Genomic DNA, 23,552 nt, shown 5'->3' with positions numbered 1-23,552 from the left:
TAGCATATCCGTTTTTCATTATAGCATATCTGAGTTTCATTATAACATATTCAAATCTGCTCATAGCATATTTATAAATAGTTCTCTCTCTATAATCGATATGTCACTCTAGTGTTTTATTTGGTGAGTAAATGAGTCCTTCTACCGCTTTCTGTCCGTCAAGAGTAACAAAGACAGTAGTAAACATCCATTTTACTAGCCGGACTTCCGGGCTAACAAACTTCCCTACCGGTAATTTCAAAAGTACTTTATTCCAGCCTTTTTGCAGATGAACTTCCAAAGGCGGGCGTGCCACACAATTTTCGTTGCCCAAAGCTATTTCATTGCTTTTGGTGCGGTGAGTAGCTGTCCAGACAGGCGGTAATATTTCCTGTTCATTTATCCAGATACGGCTTTCCTTATAATCCCATTTTCCCGGCAGAGGAGGAAGATCGGCTTCGGAGCGTCCGTAATTCTGAAATTCAGCCCACAAACCAACGTTTTGTTCTTTCGGCGAATAGACATAGGTGTAGGCGTAGGCCGTATGGTTTTCTTTCGGTTCTTTATAAAATCCGGGAATAAGCGTCCCCCACACGTGGCGTAAATAGATTCCGGCACCAATAGCAGGACGCACATTGTATGTTTTTCCTCCATAGCTGTAACTATCCTGCAAAGTTTCTTCCGGAGGAAAAGCCTTTGCCAGATTTCCTTCGTTCGGGAAAGCATCTGTAATATTCCATTTCACATTTGTCTGACGGACATACGCAAACGGATAACCGTCAAAAGTATGTTCTTTATGCCACAACAAACGACGTTCAAAATCGGCAAAACTTCTGAATAGTTCCGAATGCTCGTCGGTTGGAAGTATTGTTCCGTTCTTATCGAAATATTCCGTCCCACCACCTTTCCAGGCACGTTCCGCCATAGCCAGCATATTAGGATAGAAATTATTTTCGATAATCATCCCCCACTCGGTACTGACTAACCTGTCATTCCAGATAGCCAGGATTGTCCCTGCTAAATCTTCGCTTCCTTGTTCCTTATTATAAATACGACTGTTGTACAATGCTATGATATCACCAAAGGTGTCAAAATGATTCAGATAATGAAAACGTGAGTCAATGGCGGGAATCCCTTTCTGCGCCTTTCCACGATAACTCCAAAGTTGAGTCATGTCAATCTCCCCGGGTTTGTAGTGCCAACCCGGATTCCATGAAATTACTTTCTTACCTTTGGAACGTACATAGGACACCATTTCCGGCACAAAACGGGGATTGGTAAACTGCACTTCATCCGTACCGATATGCAAATAAGGCACATCAAACGTTTCACAGACTTCATCCATCAACAATTTCAAAATTTTCATCCCTTCAGGACTTTGCATATCATGGCGGAAAGTACGTATAAATGCAGCGCTATGTCCGGGCATATCTATTTCGGGAATCAGCGTCATGTGATGTGCTTTACAGAATGCAACCAACTCCTTGGCTTCTTCCAGCGTATAATATTTGCCGGGCATGCGGGTGGTATTCGCACTATCGTTCAGCATCGGAAAAATCTTACTTTCCAGACGCCAGGATTGATTCTCGGTCAAATGCCAGTGAAAAACATTGATTTTGAATTTGGCAAGCGCGGCGATTTCACGCTTAAGTTCATCCAGTGAAATGTAGCTTCTTCCAACATCCTGCATAAATCCGCGAACCCGGAAAGCAGGCCAGTCGATGATCTCAGCTCCTTGAATATGCGTTTTTGAATTCCTTTTTTCTGCCAGCTGCCTTAAAGTTTGCATAGCCCAATAAACACCGCGTTCGGTTACAGCCTCAACAATTATCCGCTTCTTTGTGATGCTCAGTCGGTAGGCTTCATCCTGGTTCATCGGTATTTCGGGGAGGGTCGGCAGTAATTTAACTTCAATAGTACCGGTTGCCTTGGGGGAGACGGTTCCTCCCATTTCGGAGATAAGAGTTTCCCACTCCTGTTGAAGCACAGGAGTGGAAAGCTGTACCTTATTCACCTGAAAGTTTAAATGAGAGGGGGTAAACTTTTGCGGCTGGGGGAGCAGGTGATAATCACCTGCTTTTACCACTGAAATTGTGCATAAGTTAATTATAATATATATAAATAATATGAGTCTGTTTTTCATGATTACAGGTCGTATGATAATTCCTATTGTATTATATCTCTCAGCCGGATTGCCTGAAAAGTCATATGAGCGACACTGCTTTCATATAATATGCCGACTGTCTCTTTATCAATCATTGTCAAACAAGAATATCCCCAACCGTCACCTTCATCCAGCATCACTTGATGTTCGGGTAGCCAGGTGATACCTCCATCCAGACTGGCCTTGATCGTGATATGATGACGACCTTTTACCGTATTCGGATTGGAGAATAAAAGAATATCCTTATTTAATGTGTTGTCTGCCGCTTTCACGCTGATTAAACTTGCCATACACACCGGTTCCTGTAAAGCTTTACGGGAAGAAGGATGTTCTGTCCAAGTCTTACCGAGATCCTTGGTAGTAGCGACAGCACGACTGCCTCCACGGTTATCTCTCATATTTAACATCAGTACGCCAGGCTCCACTTCCGCTACCTGAGCTTCTGTTGTATTGGTGCGCGCATAGTTATGGATTTTCCATGTTTCGCCACGGTCTTTGCTATACATAATTCCCGCATTCGGAACACGGGTAGAATCGATAAACTGAATCGGGAATACCAATGTGCCGTCTTGCATGGTGATACCTCGTCCCGGTCCTTGCAAAAGGAAATACCAGGATGGATCTTTCACCTGATCTGTTATATTAATAGGCTCCGACCACGTTTTACCATCGTCCGTACTCTTTGACAATACCAACTGGGCCGTATGATTCATATCCATTCCCGGATAAGAACTCCACCAAGCACGCTGATTACCCATTCCATGTGTCCAAGCCGCCACCACCCATGTTGTGTTGGTCTTGGTATCCACTAAGATCGAAGGGTCGCCAACACCGTTCTGCGCAGCAGGCAAACCGCCAGTTTCACCAAAAGCTAAAGGTAAACGCATCTTCTCCCATGTTTTACCACCGTCTACACTACGGCTCAAACCGACGTCCACATGTTCCTGCAAATCAACACTGCTATTATAACGTACATCATAAACTCCCAGCAATGTTCCTTTATTAGTAGTTGCCAATCCCGGAATACGGAAGGCAGCCGAACCATCGTCACCGGCATGGCGTACCCCTACTCCTACCCTATGAGCTATATTCTCCGGTGAAACCGTATGCATAAGTGCTTCTTTATTATCAACCTTAACAGTAACAATCTTAGCTGACACTTTATCCAGCAAAGAGGCGCCCGGTTTCATTTGCAGACTGATCCAGAAATAATTGATTCCGGGAAAAAGTTTCTGATTAGCATTCAGTATCACTTTCCGCCCGGGATTATTTACCTGTGATTTATTAATCGAATAAGAAGGATTCGCAGCCAATGTCTTCCCCGGCGTATGGCTGGAAATATAAGATACGGGAGTAAAGAATTTCTTACCATAGTTTTGTCTGGCCTCCGTACCACTATAATATAACTTAACGGACTGTATATCCGCCATATTCACATCTTTGCCAAAATTCAAAACTACTTCATCCAAACTACGACTCTCTTTTGCATTCAAACGCAACATAAACAACACGTTATCCTGTCGTTCAATCAAAATTGGAATCTGAGTTTCACGCACAAATACAGTATCCGATGCAACAGCCTGCAAAGTCCCACAGACAGATAAAAAAAGGATAGATAATAATAAAAGTAGGTTTCTTTTCATGGTATTATTAATTGTTTGGGCACAAAGATATAAATTTATCATATTACCAGCAAATAATTAAATATTTTATTATATACAAGAATATTAATAAACTAGCATTAGTGTGCCATTTCTTTCTTTAAAAGGAAGAAAAAGATAAAAAGCGAGATAGATAAATTAGTCCCTATCCCGCTTTTTATCACAATGTACTAACTTTTATTCCGGCTGCTTTTTATAAGTGTCATATCCCGGAGTTTGTTCCAGTAATGGATTGATATTCATCGTGCTAATATCCAATGGCCATAAAAGTTTATGCTTTTCACTCGTACTAATCAAAGGAGAAGTAGACGGATAATTGGCTGCTGCCGAAAACGCCAACGAATTATGAGAAGCATCCTGCATACGTACAACATCAAACCAACGTTTACCTTCCCAGACAAATTCCTTATCGCGTTCGTGCAATATAGCCAATTCGTTTGCTTCAAAACTACCGTCAGCGTATTCGTGCCCGGCATAGTCATCGCCATAAGCACGCTTACGTACATCATTAACATAAGTACTGCATGATTCACCTAATCCGTTTGCCACTTCGGCCATCATAAGCAAAGCGTCCGCATAGCGATAGATAATAATATCCGTATCATAAATACGATTGTTATTAGAGTTAATTGAACCTATGCCTTTTTTCATAACGCAGCCAAAACTTGCAGGATCTTTATCTTCTTGAGTATAATATTCCAAAAAGGTTACATCACGACGAGTATCTTTTTCATCATAGGCAGACCAGAAATCATAGGTATATTCATGCCTGAATACACCGCCAGTCCCTTTCAGATTCAAAGTGTCGGTTTCTATCCGCTTGCTGTCACGTCCATACACCTGTCCGATAAATACTGCATCCTGATATAAAAATTGCCCAGCCCAGTTGGTTGCTTCGCCGTCGGCAAAGTGTAATGTGAAAATAATCTCTTTATTATTACGATTGGAAGTACTGAAAACATTTTCAAAATCGGACAGTAATTCAAACTTACCTATAATCTGATTCAAAGCTGCTTGAGCAACCTTCAAATCAGTTGTTCCGGTAGCAGTATGTCCGGTAATGGTCACTTTAGCAGCCCACATATATATTTCCGCTTTCAACATCAGGGTAGCAGCTTTGGACCATATTGTTTTATCGTAACTATTTGTCACTGTAATATCTGCATAATTATTCTCTGATTTTTGAATATCACCTTTTATAAATTCAAGCGTTGCTTCCGCTGTCGCACGTTCCACATAAAATTTGTCCGCAGTCACCTTGCCATTCAAGAGTTCAACTTCAGTGACAATAGGCACTCCCCCATACGTCTTATAAAGCATGAAATAATATAATGCCCTCAATCCATACGCTTGAGCCAAATAGTGTTTTCTGTTTGTATCATCCAGGAAACTGCATTCATTCTCTACTTGCTGAATAAAATGATTGACTTGCATGATTGGAGAATAAAGACCGTACCAATTACTAATACCCGGCCTGTCTTGATCGATTACATTGGAACGGAGATTAGCATAGTTCAAACTAGTATTTTCAGATGAAGTTCCTACACGTTGCGTTCCACCACGAACTTCTCCTAGAACATAGAACATATCATAATAACTTCTCAGTTGAGAATGCATACCTGTCATATATCCATCAACTTGAGCTTCATTATTCCAATAGTTTCCACTTCCGAAATAATCCTCGGGAGTCAAATCCAAAGCATCGCATGATGTATAGAGGACAGAGGATACAAATAAAGAAATGATGTATATTATTTTTTTCATAATCTGTCTTTTTTATATGTTAGAAAGAAACGTTGATACCAAAAATTACAGTGCGAGGCAATGGATATCCACCGTTGTTATCCGCCTTTTCAGGTGAGAACAAGTGCTTCGCTTCTGTCAGATAACCTAAGTTTTGTCCTGTCACAGATAATTCCACGTTACTCAATTTAGCTTTTTGCACCCATATCGACGGTAACCGATAAGTTAGCGACAGTTCACGAAGTGCCAGATAATTACCATTATACACAAACATGGAAGAACTACGGCAATAGTTTCTCTTTCCCAACTGATCCGCCCAAACATATGTAGGATATTTAGCGTTCGGATTGTCCGGTGTCCAAGTATCCTTAGTTTCCTGGATAGTATTATATGTACCTTGCGCGCAAGCCATAATCCACATTGATTTCCAGTCTACCGCTTTGAACCCTAAAGCATAGTCGAAACGCGCCGATAACGTCAAGTCTTTCCAGCTCACCGTAGTATTGAAACCGCCTGTCCACTTCGGTACCGTATTTCCTACCTTTACCATATCATAATTATCAATCACGCCGTCCCCATTGACATCTTTCCATTTTACGTCACCTGGCTGAATAGGTAGTGCGTTTTCTTTTTGGCTGTCGGACAATTTATTATAACCTTCTGCCCCTCCATATAAAGGTCTGCCGGTCGATCCATTATTACCGGACGTAATATCAATCAAACCAGCCGGTATCTCATCCTGTGATTTATAGATACCGTCAGCGATAAACATATACAAGTCACCCGGACGTTGTCCTTCCTGATAGCCTCCTACCCACATTTTAGCGTCACCATAGCCGGTATATACCTGATATGCATCTTGTCGATTACGTTCCAGCCCGTTATCCGGCAACGCTACGACCTTATTTTTGTTCAGTGCTCCATTCCAGTTCAGATTCCATTTCCAGTCTTTCCGGTCAATAATACGGAAAGCCAGTTCAAACTCAAATCCTTGATTCTGGAACTTACCGTTATTGGAAACCACAGAACCTACTCCAGACGTGGAAGGTACGGTGATATTAGCATATTTATCACTAGTCAGACGATTATAATAGGTCAAATTAGCATTAATACGATTTTCGAGAAAGCCTAAGTCAAGACCGATTTCAAAAGTTCTGGATTTCTCCCACATCAGATAAGGATTAGGAATACTTCCCAAAAGAAATCCCGTAGCGCCATTGTAAGTATTACTACCGTATGACCCCTGTACGGTATAATTGCCTACAAAGTTCTTGTTGACATTACCGTTCAGACCGAAACTTGCACGTAATTTACCAAATGAAAGTATATCGCTTGTGTTTGCCATAAATTTCTCTTTGCTGAAAACCCACCCGGTCGAAACACCCGGAAATACTCCCCAACGGTTTTCTTTTGCCAGTTTAGAATAACCGTCTTTTCTAAGTACCAGTGACAAGAGATATTTTGATTGATAATCATAATTTACACGTCCGAAGAAAGACATGATACGTTGACGTGAATGCCAAGAGTCAATAGAGCGTTTTCCCTCTTCTTTTGACGTATACTGTAAATCCATAAAGTCGTCGGTCGGGGCTCCCGAACCGGATGCATTGAAACCTTTATTATAAGAATCATAATATTCGAAACCAGCCATCGCATCCAGATAATGATCTTTGTTTATCTGATAATTATAATTTAATACAGCATTATAGGTCTGATCCAGTGTGCGGTCATAATAAGCAGAGGTGCTGCGTGAAGTAACCTTATTTCCCGGAGAACTTAAATAATCCTTATTAAAGCTTTCGTCCTTTTCTTCCTGATAATACCAGATTGCACCAAGCTTTAACGAAAGTCCTTTCATGAAGTTTACAGTGAAAGATTGATTCATTGTAAACTTATCAGTGTTCTGATCCCGGACAAACTTATCAAAATTATACTGCTGATTACCATCCCCGGAGTTAGGGCCTAACAGCATCTCTCCATCTGCATTGTAACCGCGGAAAGTAGGAGGCAATGACAAACAACGAGAAAAATAATTAGCCTCTGCTGTCTGAGTTGCAGGCAACCCGTTCCAAGTAGCGTCCGCAAAATTAAAACTGGAACTGGAAGTTAACCATTCTTTCAGCTTATAATCAGCATTGAAGGTAAAGGTTATACGCTTATACCAGTTGCCGTATGCCGTACCGTCACTCTTATTATAACCTAACCCGGCATAGTAGTTCCCTTTTTCATTTCCGCCACTTACACTTAAATTATAATCCTGTGAAAATGCTGGAGTTTGGACGTTGAAATCTGCGATGTCTGTGTTTTTATAAATAAGTTTATCCCCATAGATAGGGTCGATCATTGTTTGCCAACCCTGATCCAACAAAAAAGCCAGATTATCAGTATATTTCATTGTACTCCAAATAGCAGAACTCGTTTTGTTTCCATCCAGAGGGGTCACCCCGTCACTCGCAAAATAAGCATTACCTGTACCGTAAGGAGTAGCACTAGTCAATGAACTAAGTGAAGACCATGCCTTCACAGCGCTTCCGTCCGGATGTTTCATATCTCCCATATAAGCATTCTTATATCCCATACGCATCCAATAAATATAATCTCCGGCATCAAGAAACTCATAGGAATTTTTGAAATAGTTTAACCCGAACTTTGCTTTCAGGTTCACTTCTGCTCTTCCGCTTTTTCCGCGCTTGGTTGTAACAAGGATTACACCATCATTGGCACGTGCACCATAGATTGCAGTAGCACCGGCATCTTTCAATACTTCCATTGATTCAATATCATCCGGATTGATATCACTCAAAGAAGAACGTACCTGTCCATCAATCAGAATCAGAGGAGAGCCAGAACCATCAAAGTTAGTACCTCCACGAAGGACCAGCGTCGGTGTACTGCCCGGATTACCGGAAGTCTGGCTAACGGACAAACCTGCAACAGCTCCGGATAATGCCTGACCGGGATTTGAATACAATCCCTGCTTCAATGTTTCTTCTTTTACCTTGGAAATTGAGTTGGTAACTTTAGTACGCAACTGTTTACCGCCATAACCGGTTACTACCACTTCTTCCAGCATCTCAGAATCTTCTTTCATCTGAATCCGGAAAGAAGTCTTTCCTTTAAGATCAATTGTTTGTACTTGATATCCGATATACGAAACTCTGATTTTTCCGTCCGGATTCATGTTTAATACAAATTTACCATCGATGTCAGTAATGGTACCATTTGTTGTACCCACTTCGACAACACTCGCTCCGATGATTGGTTCACCAGCAGCATCGCTTACCACACCGGTAATTGTTTTTGTCTGTGCCATAGCCCCTATGGAGCAGAAAAGACACAACATAAGCAAAAGGATGTCTTTTTTCATTAGTATTACTTTTAGTTAATAATTGAAATAATTTTAGATACTTATCTAAGTCCAATTAGAACTAATCTTCCGGTAATACCTCATCTCCCTACGTCAGATTCCTCTTTAGAATTTTAATCGGAGCAAAAACATATTCGCAAAATCGACCTGTTTTCTACCTATTTAAGATATAACTCTTCCCTTTTATTCATGACTTTAATAATGCATATTTTTATATTTAATAGCATATATAAGAAAATAATTTATTAAATACTTTGCAGATATTAATAATATAAATATATTTGCAGCGATTTTAGATATACATATCGGTGATTTATATCTAAATCCTCTATAAGATAGAAGAAAATATGAATAAATAACTCAACTAAGTTCTAATTGAACTTATGCATTCACTTGTAACCACTATCTATTCATTCACCAATAATACTTATAAAAACAGGCATTTATTTATTGACAACACCACACTTATTCAATTCTCTAGGGGTTGTTGTAGAACCAAAATCAATTACCGGTATAATGACAGATTGCATAAGCAAAACAGAGTCATCTATATAAGTGTAACAGCAACAGGTATCACAAATGGTACGGATTCTTTAAGTCCCCGACAATTATTGAGCCCCAGGACGATTACTTCAAACGTTTGCTCATGTTTGTTAACTACAACTCCAATAAATTTGTTCAGACCTCCTTCACCATACCTATATATCACATCGTTTTGAGAAATCTAAAGCAATGCTTTAGGAGGTGTAAAGCATTGCTTTTGCCTACTTAAAGCAGTGCTTTATAAAATCCTAGAAGTTTGTTTCAACTACAAGAAGGAAAAATATACGCGATGAGTATTATTTATGCTATAAGCATATTCAGATTTACTATAATGAAATAAAGACTTGCTATAATGAAAAATGGAAGTGAACTCCTCGCACCCCATCCTTTATCCACTAACACAGACAAACAGGGAAAAGTGAAGAAATGAATGTTTTTCAAAAAAAGAAAACCTTACCAGTGGTGAATCCAAAATAAGGGGTTGAATTCAGCACTGGCGGTTTCTTGTCAAATTCTGCGTAACTGACAACACCTGAACATCATCTGCGTTACGCTTCATATATACTTGCAGACTTTTATCTTGCCGGCTTCTCTACGTGCTTTACTAAATAAAAGTATCTTTAACTATCAACAGTGATATCTCAAAGAAGCTCTTTACAAAGCATATAACCACGAATCATCATACGAGGTATATGGAAAGGTCCTTTAAAAAGATTCCCCTTAGCGGGTTGGGCCACAGTACCGTCGCGATGAAGATAACCATACCATTCCCCATATTCCTTATCCGGGAAATGAGCATACGCCCAATCACTCACCTGTTGATGCATCTGAAGATATTTTTCATCTCCGGTAGCCTGATAAGCATATAAAGTGGCAATAATAGCTTCTGTTTGCGGCCACCAGAATTTCATATCCTGAGAATAGTCCTGAACAGGAAGATTCCGACAGTCACGGAAATTGATAATTCCTCCGAATTCCTTGTCCCATCCCCACTCCCAAGACCAATCAAGAATCTGAAGAGCCAACTGAAGTAAGTCCTTATCCCAATTACGATATTTAGCTTCTTCCATGATAAACCACGCAGTTTCAATACAGTGCCCCGGGTTTATAACGCGCCCGTTACAAGTATCTATGAATTCACCGTCAGGTCCCACCATTTCAAGCAAAGCTTTAAACTCCGGATGAATAAAATATTTACGTAACGCTGCAATCGAAGTATCTATCTGCTCTGTCAACGACGGATCATCAATAACCATACGGATACGAGAAGCCGTGTTAATCAAGATCATTGTTATAGAATGACCTCTTGAAGGCAGAGTAGGCAAATATTTTGGCTCAAGAAATCCCGGAGTATTCAGGAAATGCAAGGTACGTTTAAATATATCCAAAGCTTTTTTCGCATATTCTTTTTCACCTGTTGCTAATGCATACTCAGCCATTGCTATTGCAGCAAAACCTTCAGAAAACACATAACGGCGTTTACGCAAGGGCTTTCCGTCTTCTGTAACTTCAAAAAACATATGTCCGTCCGTATCAAAACAATGTGCTTCGATAAAATCAATACAACTTTTTGAGGCTGCCAGCCATTGAGGATTCTTTTCTATATTATTATATGCATATGCAGCTATAAATCCAAAACGTCCCTGAAACCAAACCGACTTGGTAGTATCTATCAAACTACCGTCACGATTAACGCATGTATACACCCCTCCATGTTCTCTATCTAACCCATACTTCATCCAAAACGGCATAATATTATTTATTATATCGTCTTTATATGATATAGCCCACTTACTCAAATATTCTGTTGTATTCATGCTATGCGTTTTTAAAATTTATTGCATCGGTCAAAAAAATGAATAGCTTCAAGTTCCGCTTTCATCTGCGCTTCTTCCTCATCTGTCATATTCTGAAACGGAGTACGGTTCTTGCCCAAATCAAGCCCTATCAACTTCATGATACGTTTTCCGCCGACAATATTCCCACGGAAATGACAAATCACGTTTATTACTTCTTGTGAGAAGTTTTGGCGTTCGCGAGCAGTTTCTATATCACCTGCCTCCCAAGCCTCAATAATACCGACCAATTCTTTACCGTTATAATTAGTTGTTCCTCCAATGCCACCTTGAGCGCCTCCCATAGCCAGACAAGGAAGAATTGTCTCATCCTGTCCATGCAGCATATCGAATTTTCCATTTTTATATAAACGACATTGGTTATATTCATACATACTCTCAAAAGTATATTTAATACCTGCAAAATTGGGAACACGACCGTCTACCGCTTCCAATAGCTTAACCATTGGTAAAAAAGCACCATTGAACGCTGGAATATGATAATAATAGAAAGGCAGTTCGGGTGCCCCGGCTGCTATTTCTTCGATATATTTTACCAGTTCCTCAATACGACCAATCTTCGGAAAAGGAGGAGCCATAGCACCAATCCCCCATGCGCCTATTTTTTGTGCATGCTCTGCCAACATACGGCTAGCCTTTACACAGCAGCTACCAACATGCACTATAACCTTAAAACCCTCAGGAGCAACAGAAACCCAACGTTCGGCCAATCGCATACGTTCTTCTTCTGTCAACATATAGCCTTCACCGGAAGAACCATTGATAAACACTCCTTGCAGTCCATTCTTTACCAGCATCTTAGCATATGCTTCAATTGGTTCTAAATTCACTTCACCATTCTCATAAAAAGGAGTAAACGGTGCGTCAATAAGTCCTTTAATTCGTTCCATTATTTTATTTTTTATAAAGTTATATATACTCTTAATCTACCATATTATCTGTCTTCGGCCTTAAGAAATAGATTTGAAGTACCAATGCCACAGCCACTACAATGCTCAACATTGCAAATCCCTGTCCCAAGCTTCCTCCATCCGTCCATTTCCCTAACACTTCTGTCACAGCAGCTCCGGCAAACACACCGGTCATATTCATAATACCATAAGCCGTTGCACGATGTTTCGCCGATACAAACTGACATAAAATAGGCATATTATTAGCGTCAAATATTCCAAATCCAATTCCGAAGAGTAAGCCTGCACCAATCACGCTAACAAAACTATGTCCAAAACCCAGCAGAAGTAAAGCCGGTATAGTCATTCCCAAACCGATAGCTCCGGTATAGACCCGTCCACGAATATTTTTTTGTACCCAACGGTCTGACAAGATGCCACCTAAAATAACGCCGATAAAAGAAGAAACTGCAATCGTTATGGTAGATATCGGGCCGGCTTCGGACATCGGAATGTTCAAACTATCTGCAAATAAGGTCGGAAGCCAATTCTTTGTTGCCCACCCCGGAAGACTGGGAGCAGCAAAATAGAAAAGAATAATCCAAAATGCCCAGTTAGTAAACAGTAAGGAAAGCCCACTTATTATAGAAGGTTTCTTTTCTCCAGGAACATTATCTATTTTCTTGCTAGAAACATTATGAATAGGATTTTCTTTCAAAAATAATATGAGTACCAAAGAATAGACAATCCCCACGATACCAAACCAATGAAAAGTAGCCTGCCAGGAGAAAGCCGCAGCAGCCGTAGCTCCAAAACCACCAATAGCCTGCCCTACATATAAACCGGTCATGTGTACTCCCACTGCCAAAGAACGTGACTTCCCTTCGTGCCAGTCAGCAATTAACGACAAAGCCGAAGGAATATACAATGCTTCACTGACTCCCATTATAGCACGCAGCCAATAAAGTTCATGAAAATCATGGGCATACCCCATCAAGAAAGTGACAGCGGACCAAACAAAAAGACTACCGACAACTAGCCACTTACGATTTACCCTATCCGCTATAATCCCGGCAACGGGACTCATAAAACCATAGATCCACAAAAATATAGCCATTAAAGCCCCAAAAGCTTCTGCTTTATTCAGTTCTACAATATCTACTTTCATAGCTTCTTGCATAGTAGAAAGCATTTGGCGGTCCATATAATTAAGAAGTGCCACTATCCACAATAAACCGACTACTACCCAAGGATAAATACTTTTGTTTTTCATATAAAGCAATTTTTATGTTTCACTCGCATTAAATTATTGCAAACATAATACTATTTTTATTATAAGCCAAATATTTAATTAAATATTTTATTATATATTCGAGGATTACTAAATGGACTAGAGTCTATAACACTTTATGCATGAAAAAGGTAGTGCCTTCTGCTATGGACGACACTACCTTTTCCATATAAAAACAACAATAATTCAGAGCTTCACTTTGGCTATCAGTTTACGTATTTTACCACTACCAATAACCGGAGCATGAGGATCTTCCGGATATACAATCACAAACTGCCCCGGAAGCAAACTAACATAGGTAGTAGGACGATCTGAATACAGAGCACAATCTTCTTCTTTTGAATATGCCTTAGTCTCGTTTTGCAAATCTTCTAAAGCTTTCCAACCAATCATTTCCTCACCCTCCAACAAGATATGTACATCAATATAGTCATGATGCAATTCTAAAACCTGCTGATCAGAAGTTACGCACTCCGGATTCACATTATTAATAAATAGATGATCACCATCAACCTCAATACGCCCCAAATCGGCATGAAGCAAATCATGTGTTTTCACATAGTCAAACAAAGACTTAAACAAAGGGTGAAGTCCTTCAATCCGCTGACTATTTTGCAGATTAGATACAATCATATTTTTCCTTTCATTTATAATTAAACAATAATCGCACAAATATAAGTCTTATATTTAATATTCGGTTTATTATTAATAAAAATATTTATTATATTAAACCTGACACTCAAAAGCCCTTTATTATTATTCCCGACGAAAAAATATCAGAAATTGAGAATATAATAAATTCAAAGACAAGAAATCTCTATTAATAAATAAATTTATTATCTTTGCGAGAAAGAATAAAGAAGAACTAAGATGAAACAACATTTACTGAAAGAAATAGAAGTAGGGACTAAAAACGCTCTTCTTAAGAAGAAGATTATCACACATTATATATATAATGGTAGTTCAACTATTACGGATTTAGCAAAGGAGCTAGATCTTAGTGTCCCAACTGTCACAAAATTCATTAGTGAAATGTGTGAGGAGGGCTATATAAATGATTACGGCAAACTGGAAACGAGTGGAGGGCGCTATCCTAGCTTATACGGCCTAAATCCCGAATCAGGATACTTCATTGGAGTAGATATCAAGAAATTTGCAATTAACATAGGCCTGATCAACTTTAAAGGTGATATGGTAGAGTTAAAGATGAATATCCCTTTCAAATCAGAAAATACGTCGGAAGCACTTGAAGAATTATGTAAACTTATCTTGCAATTTATAAAGAAAGTAGATATTGATAATGATAAAATATTAAATATCAATATAAATGTTTCCGGCAGAGTCAATCCGGAATCCGGATATAGTTTCAGCCAGTTCAATTTCGAAGAAAGACCGCTGGCGGAGGTGTTGACTGAAAAAATCGGATTTCGAGTAACAATTGACAATGATACACGCGCCATGACATACGGAGAATATATGAAAGGGTGCGTAAAAGGAGAAAAAGATATTATTTTTGTAAATGTCAGCTGGGGGCTGGGTATCGGCATTATTATTGACGGGAAAATATATACCGGCAAATCGGGATTTTCCGGAGAATTCGGGCACACAAATGTTTTCGATAATGAAATCATCTGCCATTGTGGGAAAAAAGGTTGTCTGGAGACTGAAGCATCAGGCTCTGCTCTTCATCGAATATTAATAGAACGTATCCAGAACGGAGAAAGTTCTATTTTATCCAACAGGATTTTGTCAAAAGACAATGTTTTGACTTTAGATGAAATTATCGCTTCTGTAAATAAAGAAGATCTGCTTTGTATTGAAATCGTAGAAGAAATAGGCCAAAAACTAGGAAAACAGATTGCCGGATTAATTAATATCTTTAATCCGGAACTAGTTATAATAGGCGGAACCTTATCACTGACAGGCGACTATATTACTCAGCCTATCAAAACAGCAGTACGTAAATACTCGCTCAACCTGGTAAATAAGGATTCTGCTATTATGACCTCCAAATTAAAAGACAAAGCCGGTATTGTCGGAGCCTGTATGCTGGCACGCAGTAGAATGTTTGAAAGTTAAATTATTGTTTCAAGCTCTACAATAAAGGCTAATCTGAGAGATTTAAAATTTAAGGCTAAAAAATTGTCGGATTCTTTTTGTTTTCTCAAATAAAGCTGTAATTTTGCACGCCGTAAACGAGAGACAAACCGCCGCTATAGCTCAGTTGGTAGAGCAACGCATTCGTAACGCGTAGGTCGCCAGTTCAAGTCTGGCTAGCGGCTCTTGATAATAAAGCGTTAACTATCATCATAGTTAACGCTTTTTTCATAATATTGAACTGCATCTGATGAAACGAAATCAAAACAGGAAATTATTCAAAAAGAAATCACGTTCTAATTATAAATTAGGATGTATTATCACTATTGTTATACTTATACCTGTTCTTTATGGTGTCTATTTGTATTGCCAACAGTTTAATACCCAAACGCAAAAAAGCAACGAACCACAAGTTAATACATCTTCTCAAATTCCTTCCGGCAGAAATTTGGAGATCCCTGTCTCATTAGCTCCCAAACAAGAGCAAATCATTCGACATACAGGATATACCGTTTCTTATAATAAAGATTTAAAACTTCCGAATTGGGTATCCTATGAACTTACCCGACAAGAAACCAAAGGAAAAGAAAAAAGAAGTAACCGTTTCATTGCCGATCCATTAGCAATAGGGACTATTGCAACAAATGCGGATTATACACGTTCAGGATATGATAAAGGACACATGGCGCCGGCTGCAGATATGAAATGGAGTCCGAAAGCGATGAAAGAGTCGTTCTATTTTAGCAATATGTGCCCACAACATCCGCAATTAAATAGAAGAGGCTGGAAAAATCTGGAAGAAAAGATCCGGGACTGGGCTATTGCAGACAGCGCTGTCATCGTTATTTGCGGACCTATCATAGAAAGAGAATCGAAAACAATCGGAAAAAATAAAGTTGCAGTACCCCAACAGTTTTTCAAAGTAGTCCTCTCTCCTTTTGTCAAACCCATGCGAGCCATTGGTTTCTTATTCAATAATGAACAAGCAACAGATCCTCTTCACTCATATGTAGTTACCATAGACAGTATCGAACGACTTACACACATGGATTTCTTTGCAACTCTACCTGATGAAATTGAAAACAAAATAGAAGCCGAAGCCAATTATCACCAGTGGCCGAATTAACTATCTGTTTGGTAAACAGCAAGTAACCCATATATCTTTTCTTATTAGTTCCACATGTGGCACTAATAAGAAATTGCAATTCAACCAAAACAATCTGCCGATCCGGCTCTTTAAATATAAAGAAAAACTAAATAAATTCTATTCCTTTTCAGCGATTCATCACAGAAAGAAATCACTCCTATCCAAATTCTTCCTATCTTTGGCACAGCAAAAAAATAACGTCTCATAAGATGAAGAAAAGAAAGATTTTATTGACAATTCTGGTCGGAGCCATTTTCCTATGCGCCATTGCAGGAGGCACTGTTTATTACTATCTGTTTGCTCCTCAGTTCCACCCCTCCAGAACCGTGTATATTTATGTAGATCGGGACGACACGGCCGACTCCATATTTAATAAAATAAAACGTTCAGGACATATAAAGAACTTCACCGGCTTCTATTGGATGTCTAAATACAAGAATTTCAATCAGAATATACATACAGGACGCTATGCTATTCGCCCGAATGACAATGTATACCATGTGTATAGCCGTTTCTCCAGAGGCTATCAAGAGCCTATGAATCTCACTATTGGAAGTGTACGGACTATAGACCGCCTTGCACGGAGTATAGGTAAACAACTTATGATAGATTCTATCGAAATAGCTCGTCAACTATTCGACTCTACCTTTCAGTCCAAGTTGGGATATGACAGTAAAACGATTCCATGTCTTTTTATTCCGGAAACTTACCAGGTATATTGGGATATGAGCGTAGACGATTTTTTTCAGCGCATGCAAAAAGAGCATGAACGCTTCTGGAATAACGAACGGCTAGCTCGGGCTACGGCAATCGGAATGACTCCGGAAGAAGTCTGCACACTCGCTTCGATCGTAGAAGAAGAGACCAATAATAATGAAGAAAAACCGTTGGTAGCAGGTCTCTATATCAACCGTTTACAAAAAGATATGCCTCTACAGGCAGATCCTACCATAAAATTCGCCTTGCAAGATTTCGCCTTAAGACGTATCACTAACGAGAATCTTAAAGTAAATTCACCGTATAATACTTATACAAATACCGGATTACCCCCCGGTCCCATCCGCATTCCTACTAAAAAAGGAATAGACAGCGTATTAAACTATACAAAACATAACTATATATATATGTGCGCGAAAGAAGATTTCTCAGGAACTCATAATTTTGCCTCCAATTATGCCGACCACATGGCAAATGCAAGAAAATACTGGAAAGCACTGAATGAAAGAAAGATTTTCAAGTAATTCTGTGATAAAACGAACTGAAAAGGCTATCTTTGCGCGATATAATAACAAACTGTGATCAACACTAATAAAAGAAATATATGAGCAAGCAACTCTTACTTGGCGACGAAGCCATTGCACAAGCTGCACTGGATGCCGGACTTTCAGGTGTTTACGCCTACCCCGGTACTCCTTCAACTGAGATTACGGAATATATTCAAATGGCCCCTATAACGACCGAACAGAATATACACAACCGTTGGTGTACCAATGAAAAAACAGCTATGGAAGCTGCGTTGGGTATGTCTTTCGTTGGTAAACGGGCATTAGTTTGTATGAAGCACGTAGGTATGAACGTAGCTGCCGACTGTTTTGTCAACTCTGCTATTACAGGCGTGAAAGGCGGACTGATTGTAGTAGCAGCCGACGACCCAAGCATGCATTCTTCTCAGAACGAACAAGATAGCCGTTTTTATGGGGACTTCTCCCTTATACCGATGTATGAGCCCAGCAACCAGCAGGAAGCATACGATATGGTATATGACGGATTTGAATTTTCAGAGAAACTAGGCGAACCGGTTTTAATGCGTATGGTAACCCGCTTGGCGCACTCTCGCTCCGGAGTAGAGCGCAAAGAACAAAAACCACAGAACGGTATATCTTTCAGTGACGATCCCCGTCAATTTATCTTATTACCGGGAAACGCACGCAAACGTTATAAAGTTCTGCTCGCACGCCAGGATGAATTCATCAAAGCTTCCGAAGAATCACCTTACAATAAATACACAGACGGCCCTAACAAGAAATTAGGAATCATCGCCTGTGGCATCGGTTACAATTACTTAATGGAGAATTATCCTGAAGGCTGTGAGTACCCTGTACTTAAAATTGGTCAGTACCCATTACCTAAAAAACAAATCCTTCAGTTGGTTGAATCTTGCGATGAGATTCTTGTTCTGGAAGACGGACAGCCGTTTGTAGAAAAACAGTTGAAAGGTTATCTGGGTATTGGAATTAAAGTAAAAGGACGCTTGGACGGCACATTGTCTCAGGACGGAGAACTGAATCCTGACTCCGTAGCACGTGCAGTAGGAAAAGAAAATAAATCAGAATTCGGCATTCCTTCTGTTGTAGAAATGCGCCCGCCCGCACTTTGCGAAGGTTGCGGACATCGCGATATGTACATCACATTAACCGAAGTTCTCAAAGAAGAATACCCGTCTCACAAAGTATTCAGCGATATCGGCTGCTATACATTAGGGGCTAATGCACCATTCAATGCGATTAATTCATGTGTAGACATGGGGGCATCCATTACTATGGCGAAAGGTGCTGCCGACGGAGGACTCTATCCGGCTGTAGCTGTAATCGGAGACTCTACATTCACTCATTCAGGAATGACGGGATTATTGGACTGCGTGAATGAAAATGCCAATGTCACGATTGTCATCTCTGACAATGAAACAACCGCTATGACAGGCGGCCAGGATTCCGCCGGAACCGGACGTATCGAAGCGATATGTGCAGGTCTCGGAGTAGATCCGGCTCATATCCGTGTAGTGGTTCCATTGAAAAAGAATTATGAAGAAATGAAACGTATCATACGTGAAGAAATCGAATATCGTGGTGTATCCGTCATTATTCCACGTAGAGAGTGTATCCAGACATTAGCACGCAAAAAAAGAAGTAAGTAAGCCATGAAAAAAGATATTATATTATCAGGAGTAGGTGGACAGGGTATTCTGTCTATCGCCACAGTAATCGGCAAGGCCGCCTTAAAAGAGGGTCTGTACATGAAACAGGCAGAAGTACACGGAATGAGTCAGCGCGGTGGAGATGTTCAATCCAATCTCCGTATTAGCGACCAACCGATTGCTTCGGATTTAATTCCTTCCGGAAAATGTGATCTCATCATTTCACTGGAGCCAATGGAAGGGTTGCGTTATCTCCCCTATCTCAGCCCCGAAGGCTGGTTGGTTACCAATGAAACTCCGTTTGTCAACATTCCCAATTATCCGGAGGAAGATAAAGTAATGGCAGAAATCAACAAACTGCCACATAAGATTGTGTTGAACGTTGACAAAGTAGCCAAAGAAGTAGGTTCCGCCCGCGTTGCCAACATTGTCTTACTGGGAGCAACAATTCCATTCCTCGGCATTGATTACGAGAAAGTGCAAGACAGCATTCGTGAAATCTTTCTGCGCAAAGGAGAAGCAATTGTAGAAATGAATCTTAAAGCATTGGCTGCCGGCAAGGAAATTGCAGAAAAACTAATGTAATAATTGTCACTACCATGAATACACAGTACTGGGAAGAAGAAATAGAAACCATGAGCCGCGAGAAGTTGCAGGAACTGCAACTTCAACGGCTCAAGAAAACAATCAACATAGCCGCTAACGCACCTTATTATAAGGAAGTTTTTAGCAAGCATAACATTACTGCTGACAATATACAGTCCTTGGATGATATCCGTAAAATTCCTTTTACTACAAAAGCAGATATGCGCGCTAACTATCCTTTTGGGTTAGTAGCCGGTGATATGCAGAATGACGGTGTACGTATCCACTCTTCCAGTGGTACAACCGGAAATCCAACCGTCATTGTTCATTCACAGCACGATCTTGATTCGTGGGCTAATTTGGTAGCCCGCTGTCTATATACCGTAGGAATTCGTAAAACAGATGTCTTCCAGAACAGTTCAGGATATGGTATGTTCACAGGCGGACTAGGTTTCCAATATGGCGCCGAACGACTCGGATGTCTAACAGTCCCTGCGGCAGCCGGAAATAGCAAACGCCAGATCAAGTTCATCAACGACTTCAAGACTACTGCCCTGCATGCAATCCCCAGCTATGCAATCCGCTTGGCTGAAGTCTTTCAAGAAGAAGGACTCGACCCCAAGGGAACAACATTGAAAACACTCGTTATCGGCGCCGAACCCCACACTGATGAACAGCGTCGTAAAATAGAACGAATGTTAGGTGTGAAAGCATACAACAGTTTCGGCATGACAGAGATGAACGGTCCCGGTGTCGCTTTCGAATGCCAGGAACAAAACGGAATGCACTTTTGGGAAGATTGCTACCTGGTAGAAATCATTGACCCCGAAACCTGCGAGCCTGTCCCTGAAGGAGAAATCGGCGAACTGGTACTTACAACCCTTGATCGTGAGATGATGCCGTTAATTCGCTATCGCACACGGGATTTAACGCGGATTCTTCCCGGCAAGTGTCCGTGCGGCCGTACACACATTCGTATCGACCGTATCAAAGGACGTAGTGACGATATGTTTATCATTAAGGGAGTTAATATCTTCCCGATGCAAGTCGAGAAAATTCTGGTACGGTTCCCCGAATTAGGTAGCAATTATCTGATTACGCTTGAAACCGTAAACAATCAGGATGAAATGATTGTCGAAGTTGAACTAAGTGATCTTTCGACAGATAACTATATAGAACTGGAAAAAATCCGCAAGGATATTACCCGTCAGTTGAAAGACGAAATACTAGTGACGCCCAAAGTGAAACTAGTGAAAAAAGGCTCCCTTCCGCAAAGTGAAGGAAAAGCCGTCCGGGTGAAAGACTTAAGAGACAATAAGTAACTATTTAAACTGTATATGTGCTAATATACCACTACCGCTTTCTTTATCATGCGGAATGGAATATTAGCACATTATTAATTAACATCATATATAGTATGCAATTACTTAAAAAAAGAATCCTGCAAGACGGAAAATGCTACGAAGGAGGTATCCTTAAAGTAGACGGTTTCATCAATCACCAAATGGACCCCGTCCTGATGAAATCAATCGGGGTTGAGTTTGTCCGCCGTTTTGCAGCTACAAACGTAAATAAAATCATGACAATTGAAGCCAGCGGTATCGCCCCGGCTATTATGACAGGTTATCTAATGGACTTGCCAGTCGTGTTTGCCAAAAAGAAATCACCCAAAACAATCCAGAATGCATTAAGCACAATTGTACATTCATTCACTAAAGACCGTGATTATGAAGTCGTTATCAGTTCTGATTTTCTCACTCCCGATGACAATGTTCTCTTCGTAGATGACTTCCTCGCATACGGGAACGCCGCATTGGGTATTCTCGACCTCATCAAACAATCCGGAGCAAATCTAGTAGGAATGGGCTTTATTATCGAAAAAGCCTTTCAAAACGGCCGTAAAGTACTGGAAGAACAAGGCGTTAGAGTAGAAAGCCTGGCTATCATCGAGGACTTGTCAAACTGTTGCATTAAAATCAAAGACGAATAGATTTATCAGGGTTAAAATATTGCCCTTTGTTTCTCGTTCTTTTCCCATATTGCACCGCTTGCTGAGGGCAAACGTGATAACACGCCAAGCAAGAGGTGCAATTCTTTCCCCAAACAGGTCTCCCCTTCCGAAGTTTCACATTATCTACCGGACAAACCTTCTCGCAACGCTTACATGAGATACAACTATCTGTTGCATAAAAATGTTTAGGAGACATTTGAAAACGATTAAACAAAGGATTTATAATTCTCGTTTTTAGAAAAGGCAGGCTTCCTTCGTGACAAGAAAAAATCTTCTCTCTCCTGCTTATCAATGCATTTATTTCAGTAAGCCGTGGAACTGCATTTGCCAACTTAATCCTCTCCAACTCCTTAGTATCCACATCAAAACCGGGAAGCAACACATAATTATTGGGCATAGTAACAGAAAAACCGGCATGACACAGCAACCCCTTATCATTCAACGCTTTCACCAACACTTGTTGAGTAAGTCCCGTATCATCCCCACAAGAACAAACAAAAAACAAATACTGATTCTGGTATTCTTTCAAAGAAATTCGATTGATAAAGCGCAGTACAATTTCAGGAGGAGCCCATGAGTAAATCGGAAACACAAAACCAATCTTTTCATCTTTCTGCAAATCGAACTCCAGCGCCTCATTTTTCAACGCCTCAGGGATAAAGACCAAATCTTCATTTTGTCCTTTAGAGAGCTGATTTGCAATCCATTCAGAGTTACCTGTACCGGAGAAATAAAATATCATAGGAGAGTATATAAAAAAGCCGTACCGACGATGTGATGAAACTCTGATAGAACAAGATTTGAGTGCCCGTCCCCTTTGTAATCCACCGGCTTAAAGCTGTCCCGAAGGATGTGGCCCGCCATTGAAGATCGAAGCTTTCTCGGTATATCAGATTAATTTGAAGAGTTTCCCGATCCAGTCGATACGGCTAATATTTTTGTATCACAAATATAATAAGAATCCCGGAGAATAGCAAGAAAAAAAAGGATTTTGTTTGCCTACTAACATTTTTTTCATTCCCTTTTATCTGCCTAACAAAAGAAAAATGTCAGTTACCGGTTAAGTAACTGACATTTTGTAAATCATAAACTGTTGAAACTTAAGCAGCTTTTGCTTTTGCAACTACAGCTTTGAAAGCTTCCGGGTGATTCATCGCTAAATCAGCCAAAACCTTACGGTTTATTTCGATACCGGCTTTGTGCAGACCGCCCATCAATTTAGAATAAGACATTCCTTCAAGACGTGCAGCAGCGTTGATACGTTGTATCCAAAGAGCGCGGAAGTTTCTTTTCTTATTTCTACG

Annotated in this window: 17 protein-coding genes and 1 tRNA gene; 8 read left to right on the top strand and 10 right to left on the bottom strand. The window is 40.2% G+C overall.

The window, feature by feature from the left end; genetic code table 11:
- Positions 1–103: 103 nt before the first annotated feature.
- From BHV72_RS19440 to BHV72_RS19405, 8 genes are all read right to left on the bottom strand, one after another.
- On the bottom strand, positions 104–2,122 hold the full coding sequence (locus tag BHV72_RS19440) for a family 20 glycosylhydrolase (protein ID WP_005676454.1): 2,019 nt from the start codon (positions 2,120–2,122) through the stop codon (positions 104–106).
- Between the two features lie 23 nt (positions 2,123–2,145).
- Positions 2,146–3,786: a sialidase family protein gene (locus BHV72_RS19435; RefSeq protein WP_032838044.1), complete on the bottom strand. Its 1,641-nt coding sequence runs from the start codon at positions 3,784–3,786 to the stop codon at positions 2,146–2,148.
- 195 nt (positions 3,787–3,981) lie between these two features.
- Positions 3,982–5,568, bottom strand: coding sequence for a RagB/SusD family nutrient uptake outer membrane protein (locus BHV72_RS19430; protein WP_122264138.1), 1,587 nt, complete (start codon positions 5,566–5,568; stop codon positions 3,982–3,984).
- 19 nt (positions 5,569–5,587) lie between these two features.
- Positions 5,588–8,914 carry a SusC/RagA family TonB-linked outer membrane protein gene (locus tag BHV72_RS19425; protein WP_055170459.1) on the bottom strand — a complete coding sequence of 1,109 codons (3,327 nt, stop codon included), beginning with the start codon at positions 8,912–8,914 and terminating at the stop codon, positions 5,588–5,590.
- Positions 8,915–10,098: 1,184 nt separating this feature from the next.
- Positions 10,099–11,274 (bottom strand): AGE family epimerase/isomerase, encoded by a 1,176-nt coding sequence (locus BHV72_RS19420; RefSeq protein WP_005676458.1) that lies wholly within the window; start codon positions 11,272–11,274, stop codon positions 10,099–10,101.
- Positions 11,275–11,285: 11 nt separating this feature from the next.
- Positions 11,286–12,203, bottom strand: coding sequence for a dihydrodipicolinate synthase family protein (locus BHV72_RS19415; RefSeq protein WP_005680650.1), 918 nt, complete (start codon positions 12,201–12,203; stop codon positions 11,286–11,288).
- 31 nt (positions 12,204–12,234) lie between these two features.
- The gene (locus BHV72_RS19410) at positions 12,235–13,476 is read right to left on the bottom strand and encodes an MFS transporter (protein WP_005676460.1); all 1,242 of its coding nucleotides are present in this window, start codon (positions 13,474–13,476) and stop codon (positions 12,235–12,237) included.
- A 204-nt stretch (positions 13,477–13,680) separates the two neighbouring features.
- On the bottom strand, positions 13,681–14,127 hold the full coding sequence (locus BHV72_RS19405) for a NanQ anomerase/TabA/YiaL family protein (protein WP_005676461.1): 447 nt from the start codon (positions 14,125–14,127) through the stop codon (positions 13,681–13,683).
- Positions 14,128–14,364: 237 nt separating this feature from the next.
- On the opposite strand from BHV72_RS19405, the gene BHV72_RS19400 reads away from it, so the two are divergent.
- The 8 genes from BHV72_RS19400 to xpt all read left to right on the top strand — a co-directional run bounded on the left by BHV72_RS19400 (position 14,365) and on the right by xpt (position 22,227).
- Entirely contained in the window at positions 14,365–15,573 is a 1,209-nt protein-coding gene (locus tag BHV72_RS19400; protein WP_005676463.1) for an ROK family transcriptional regulator, read from the top strand.
- A 130-nt stretch (positions 15,574–15,703) separates the two neighbouring features.
- A tRNA-Thr gene (locus tag BHV72_RS19395) sits at positions 15,704–15,776 on the top strand.
- 65 nt (positions 15,777–15,841) lie between these two features.
- Positions 15,842–16,717 (top strand): DNA/RNA non-specific endonuclease, encoded by an 876-nt coding sequence (locus BHV72_RS19390; RefSeq protein ID WP_005680649.1) that lies wholly within the window; start codon positions 15,842–15,844, stop codon positions 16,715–16,717.
- A 230-nt stretch (positions 16,718–16,947) separates the two neighbouring features.
- Entirely contained in the window at positions 16,948–17,979 is a 1,032-nt protein-coding gene (mltG, locus tag BHV72_RS19385) for an endolytic transglycosylase MltG (protein WP_005677906.1), read from the top strand.
- A gap of 80 nt (positions 17,980–18,059) precedes the next feature.
- Positions 18,060–19,652, top strand: coding sequence for a thiamine pyrophosphate-dependent enzyme (locus tag BHV72_RS19380; protein WP_005677905.1), 1,593 nt, complete (start codon positions 18,060–18,062; stop codon positions 19,650–19,652).
- Between the two features lie 3 nt (positions 19,653–19,655).
- On the top strand, positions 19,656–20,237 hold the full coding sequence (locus BHV72_RS19375) for an indolepyruvate oxidoreductase subunit beta (RefSeq protein ID WP_005677904.1): 582 nt from the start codon (positions 19,656–19,658) through the stop codon (positions 20,235–20,237).
- A 14-nt stretch (positions 20,238–20,251) separates the two neighbouring features.
- On the top strand, positions 20,252–21,559 hold the full coding sequence (locus BHV72_RS19370) for a phenylacetate--CoA ligase (RefSeq protein ID WP_005677903.1): 1,308 nt from the start codon (positions 20,252–20,254) through the stop codon (positions 21,557–21,559).
- A gap of 95 nt (positions 21,560–21,654) precedes the next feature.
- Positions 21,655–22,227, top strand: a complete 573-nt coding sequence (xpt, locus tag BHV72_RS19365) for a xanthine phosphoribosyltransferase (RefSeq protein WP_005677902.1) — start codon at positions 21,655–21,657, stop codon at positions 22,225–22,227.
- Here the strand turns inward: xpt and BHV72_RS19360 are convergent.
- Positions 22,214–22,990, bottom strand: coding sequence for an EFR1 family ferrodoxin (locus tag BHV72_RS19360; RefSeq protein ID WP_286857686.1), 777 nt, complete (start codon positions 22,988–22,990; stop codon positions 22,214–22,216). The two genes, xpt and BHV72_RS19360, sit on opposite strands and share 14 nt — an antisense overlap.
- A gap of 358 nt (positions 22,991–23,348) precedes the next feature.
- Positions 23,349–23,552 (bottom strand): 50S ribosomal protein L20 (rplT, locus tag BHV72_RS19355; protein WP_286857684.1); only part of this gene is annotated, 204 nt, incomplete at its 5' end.

The organism is Bacteroides sp. 43_46, from assembly GCF_001915455.1.
Classification (GTDB): domain Bacteria; phylum Bacteroidota; class Bacteroidia; order Bacteroidales; family Bacteroidaceae; genus Bacteroides; species Bacteroides caccae.
This window is presented reverse-complemented; position numbering and strand designations above follow the sequence as displayed.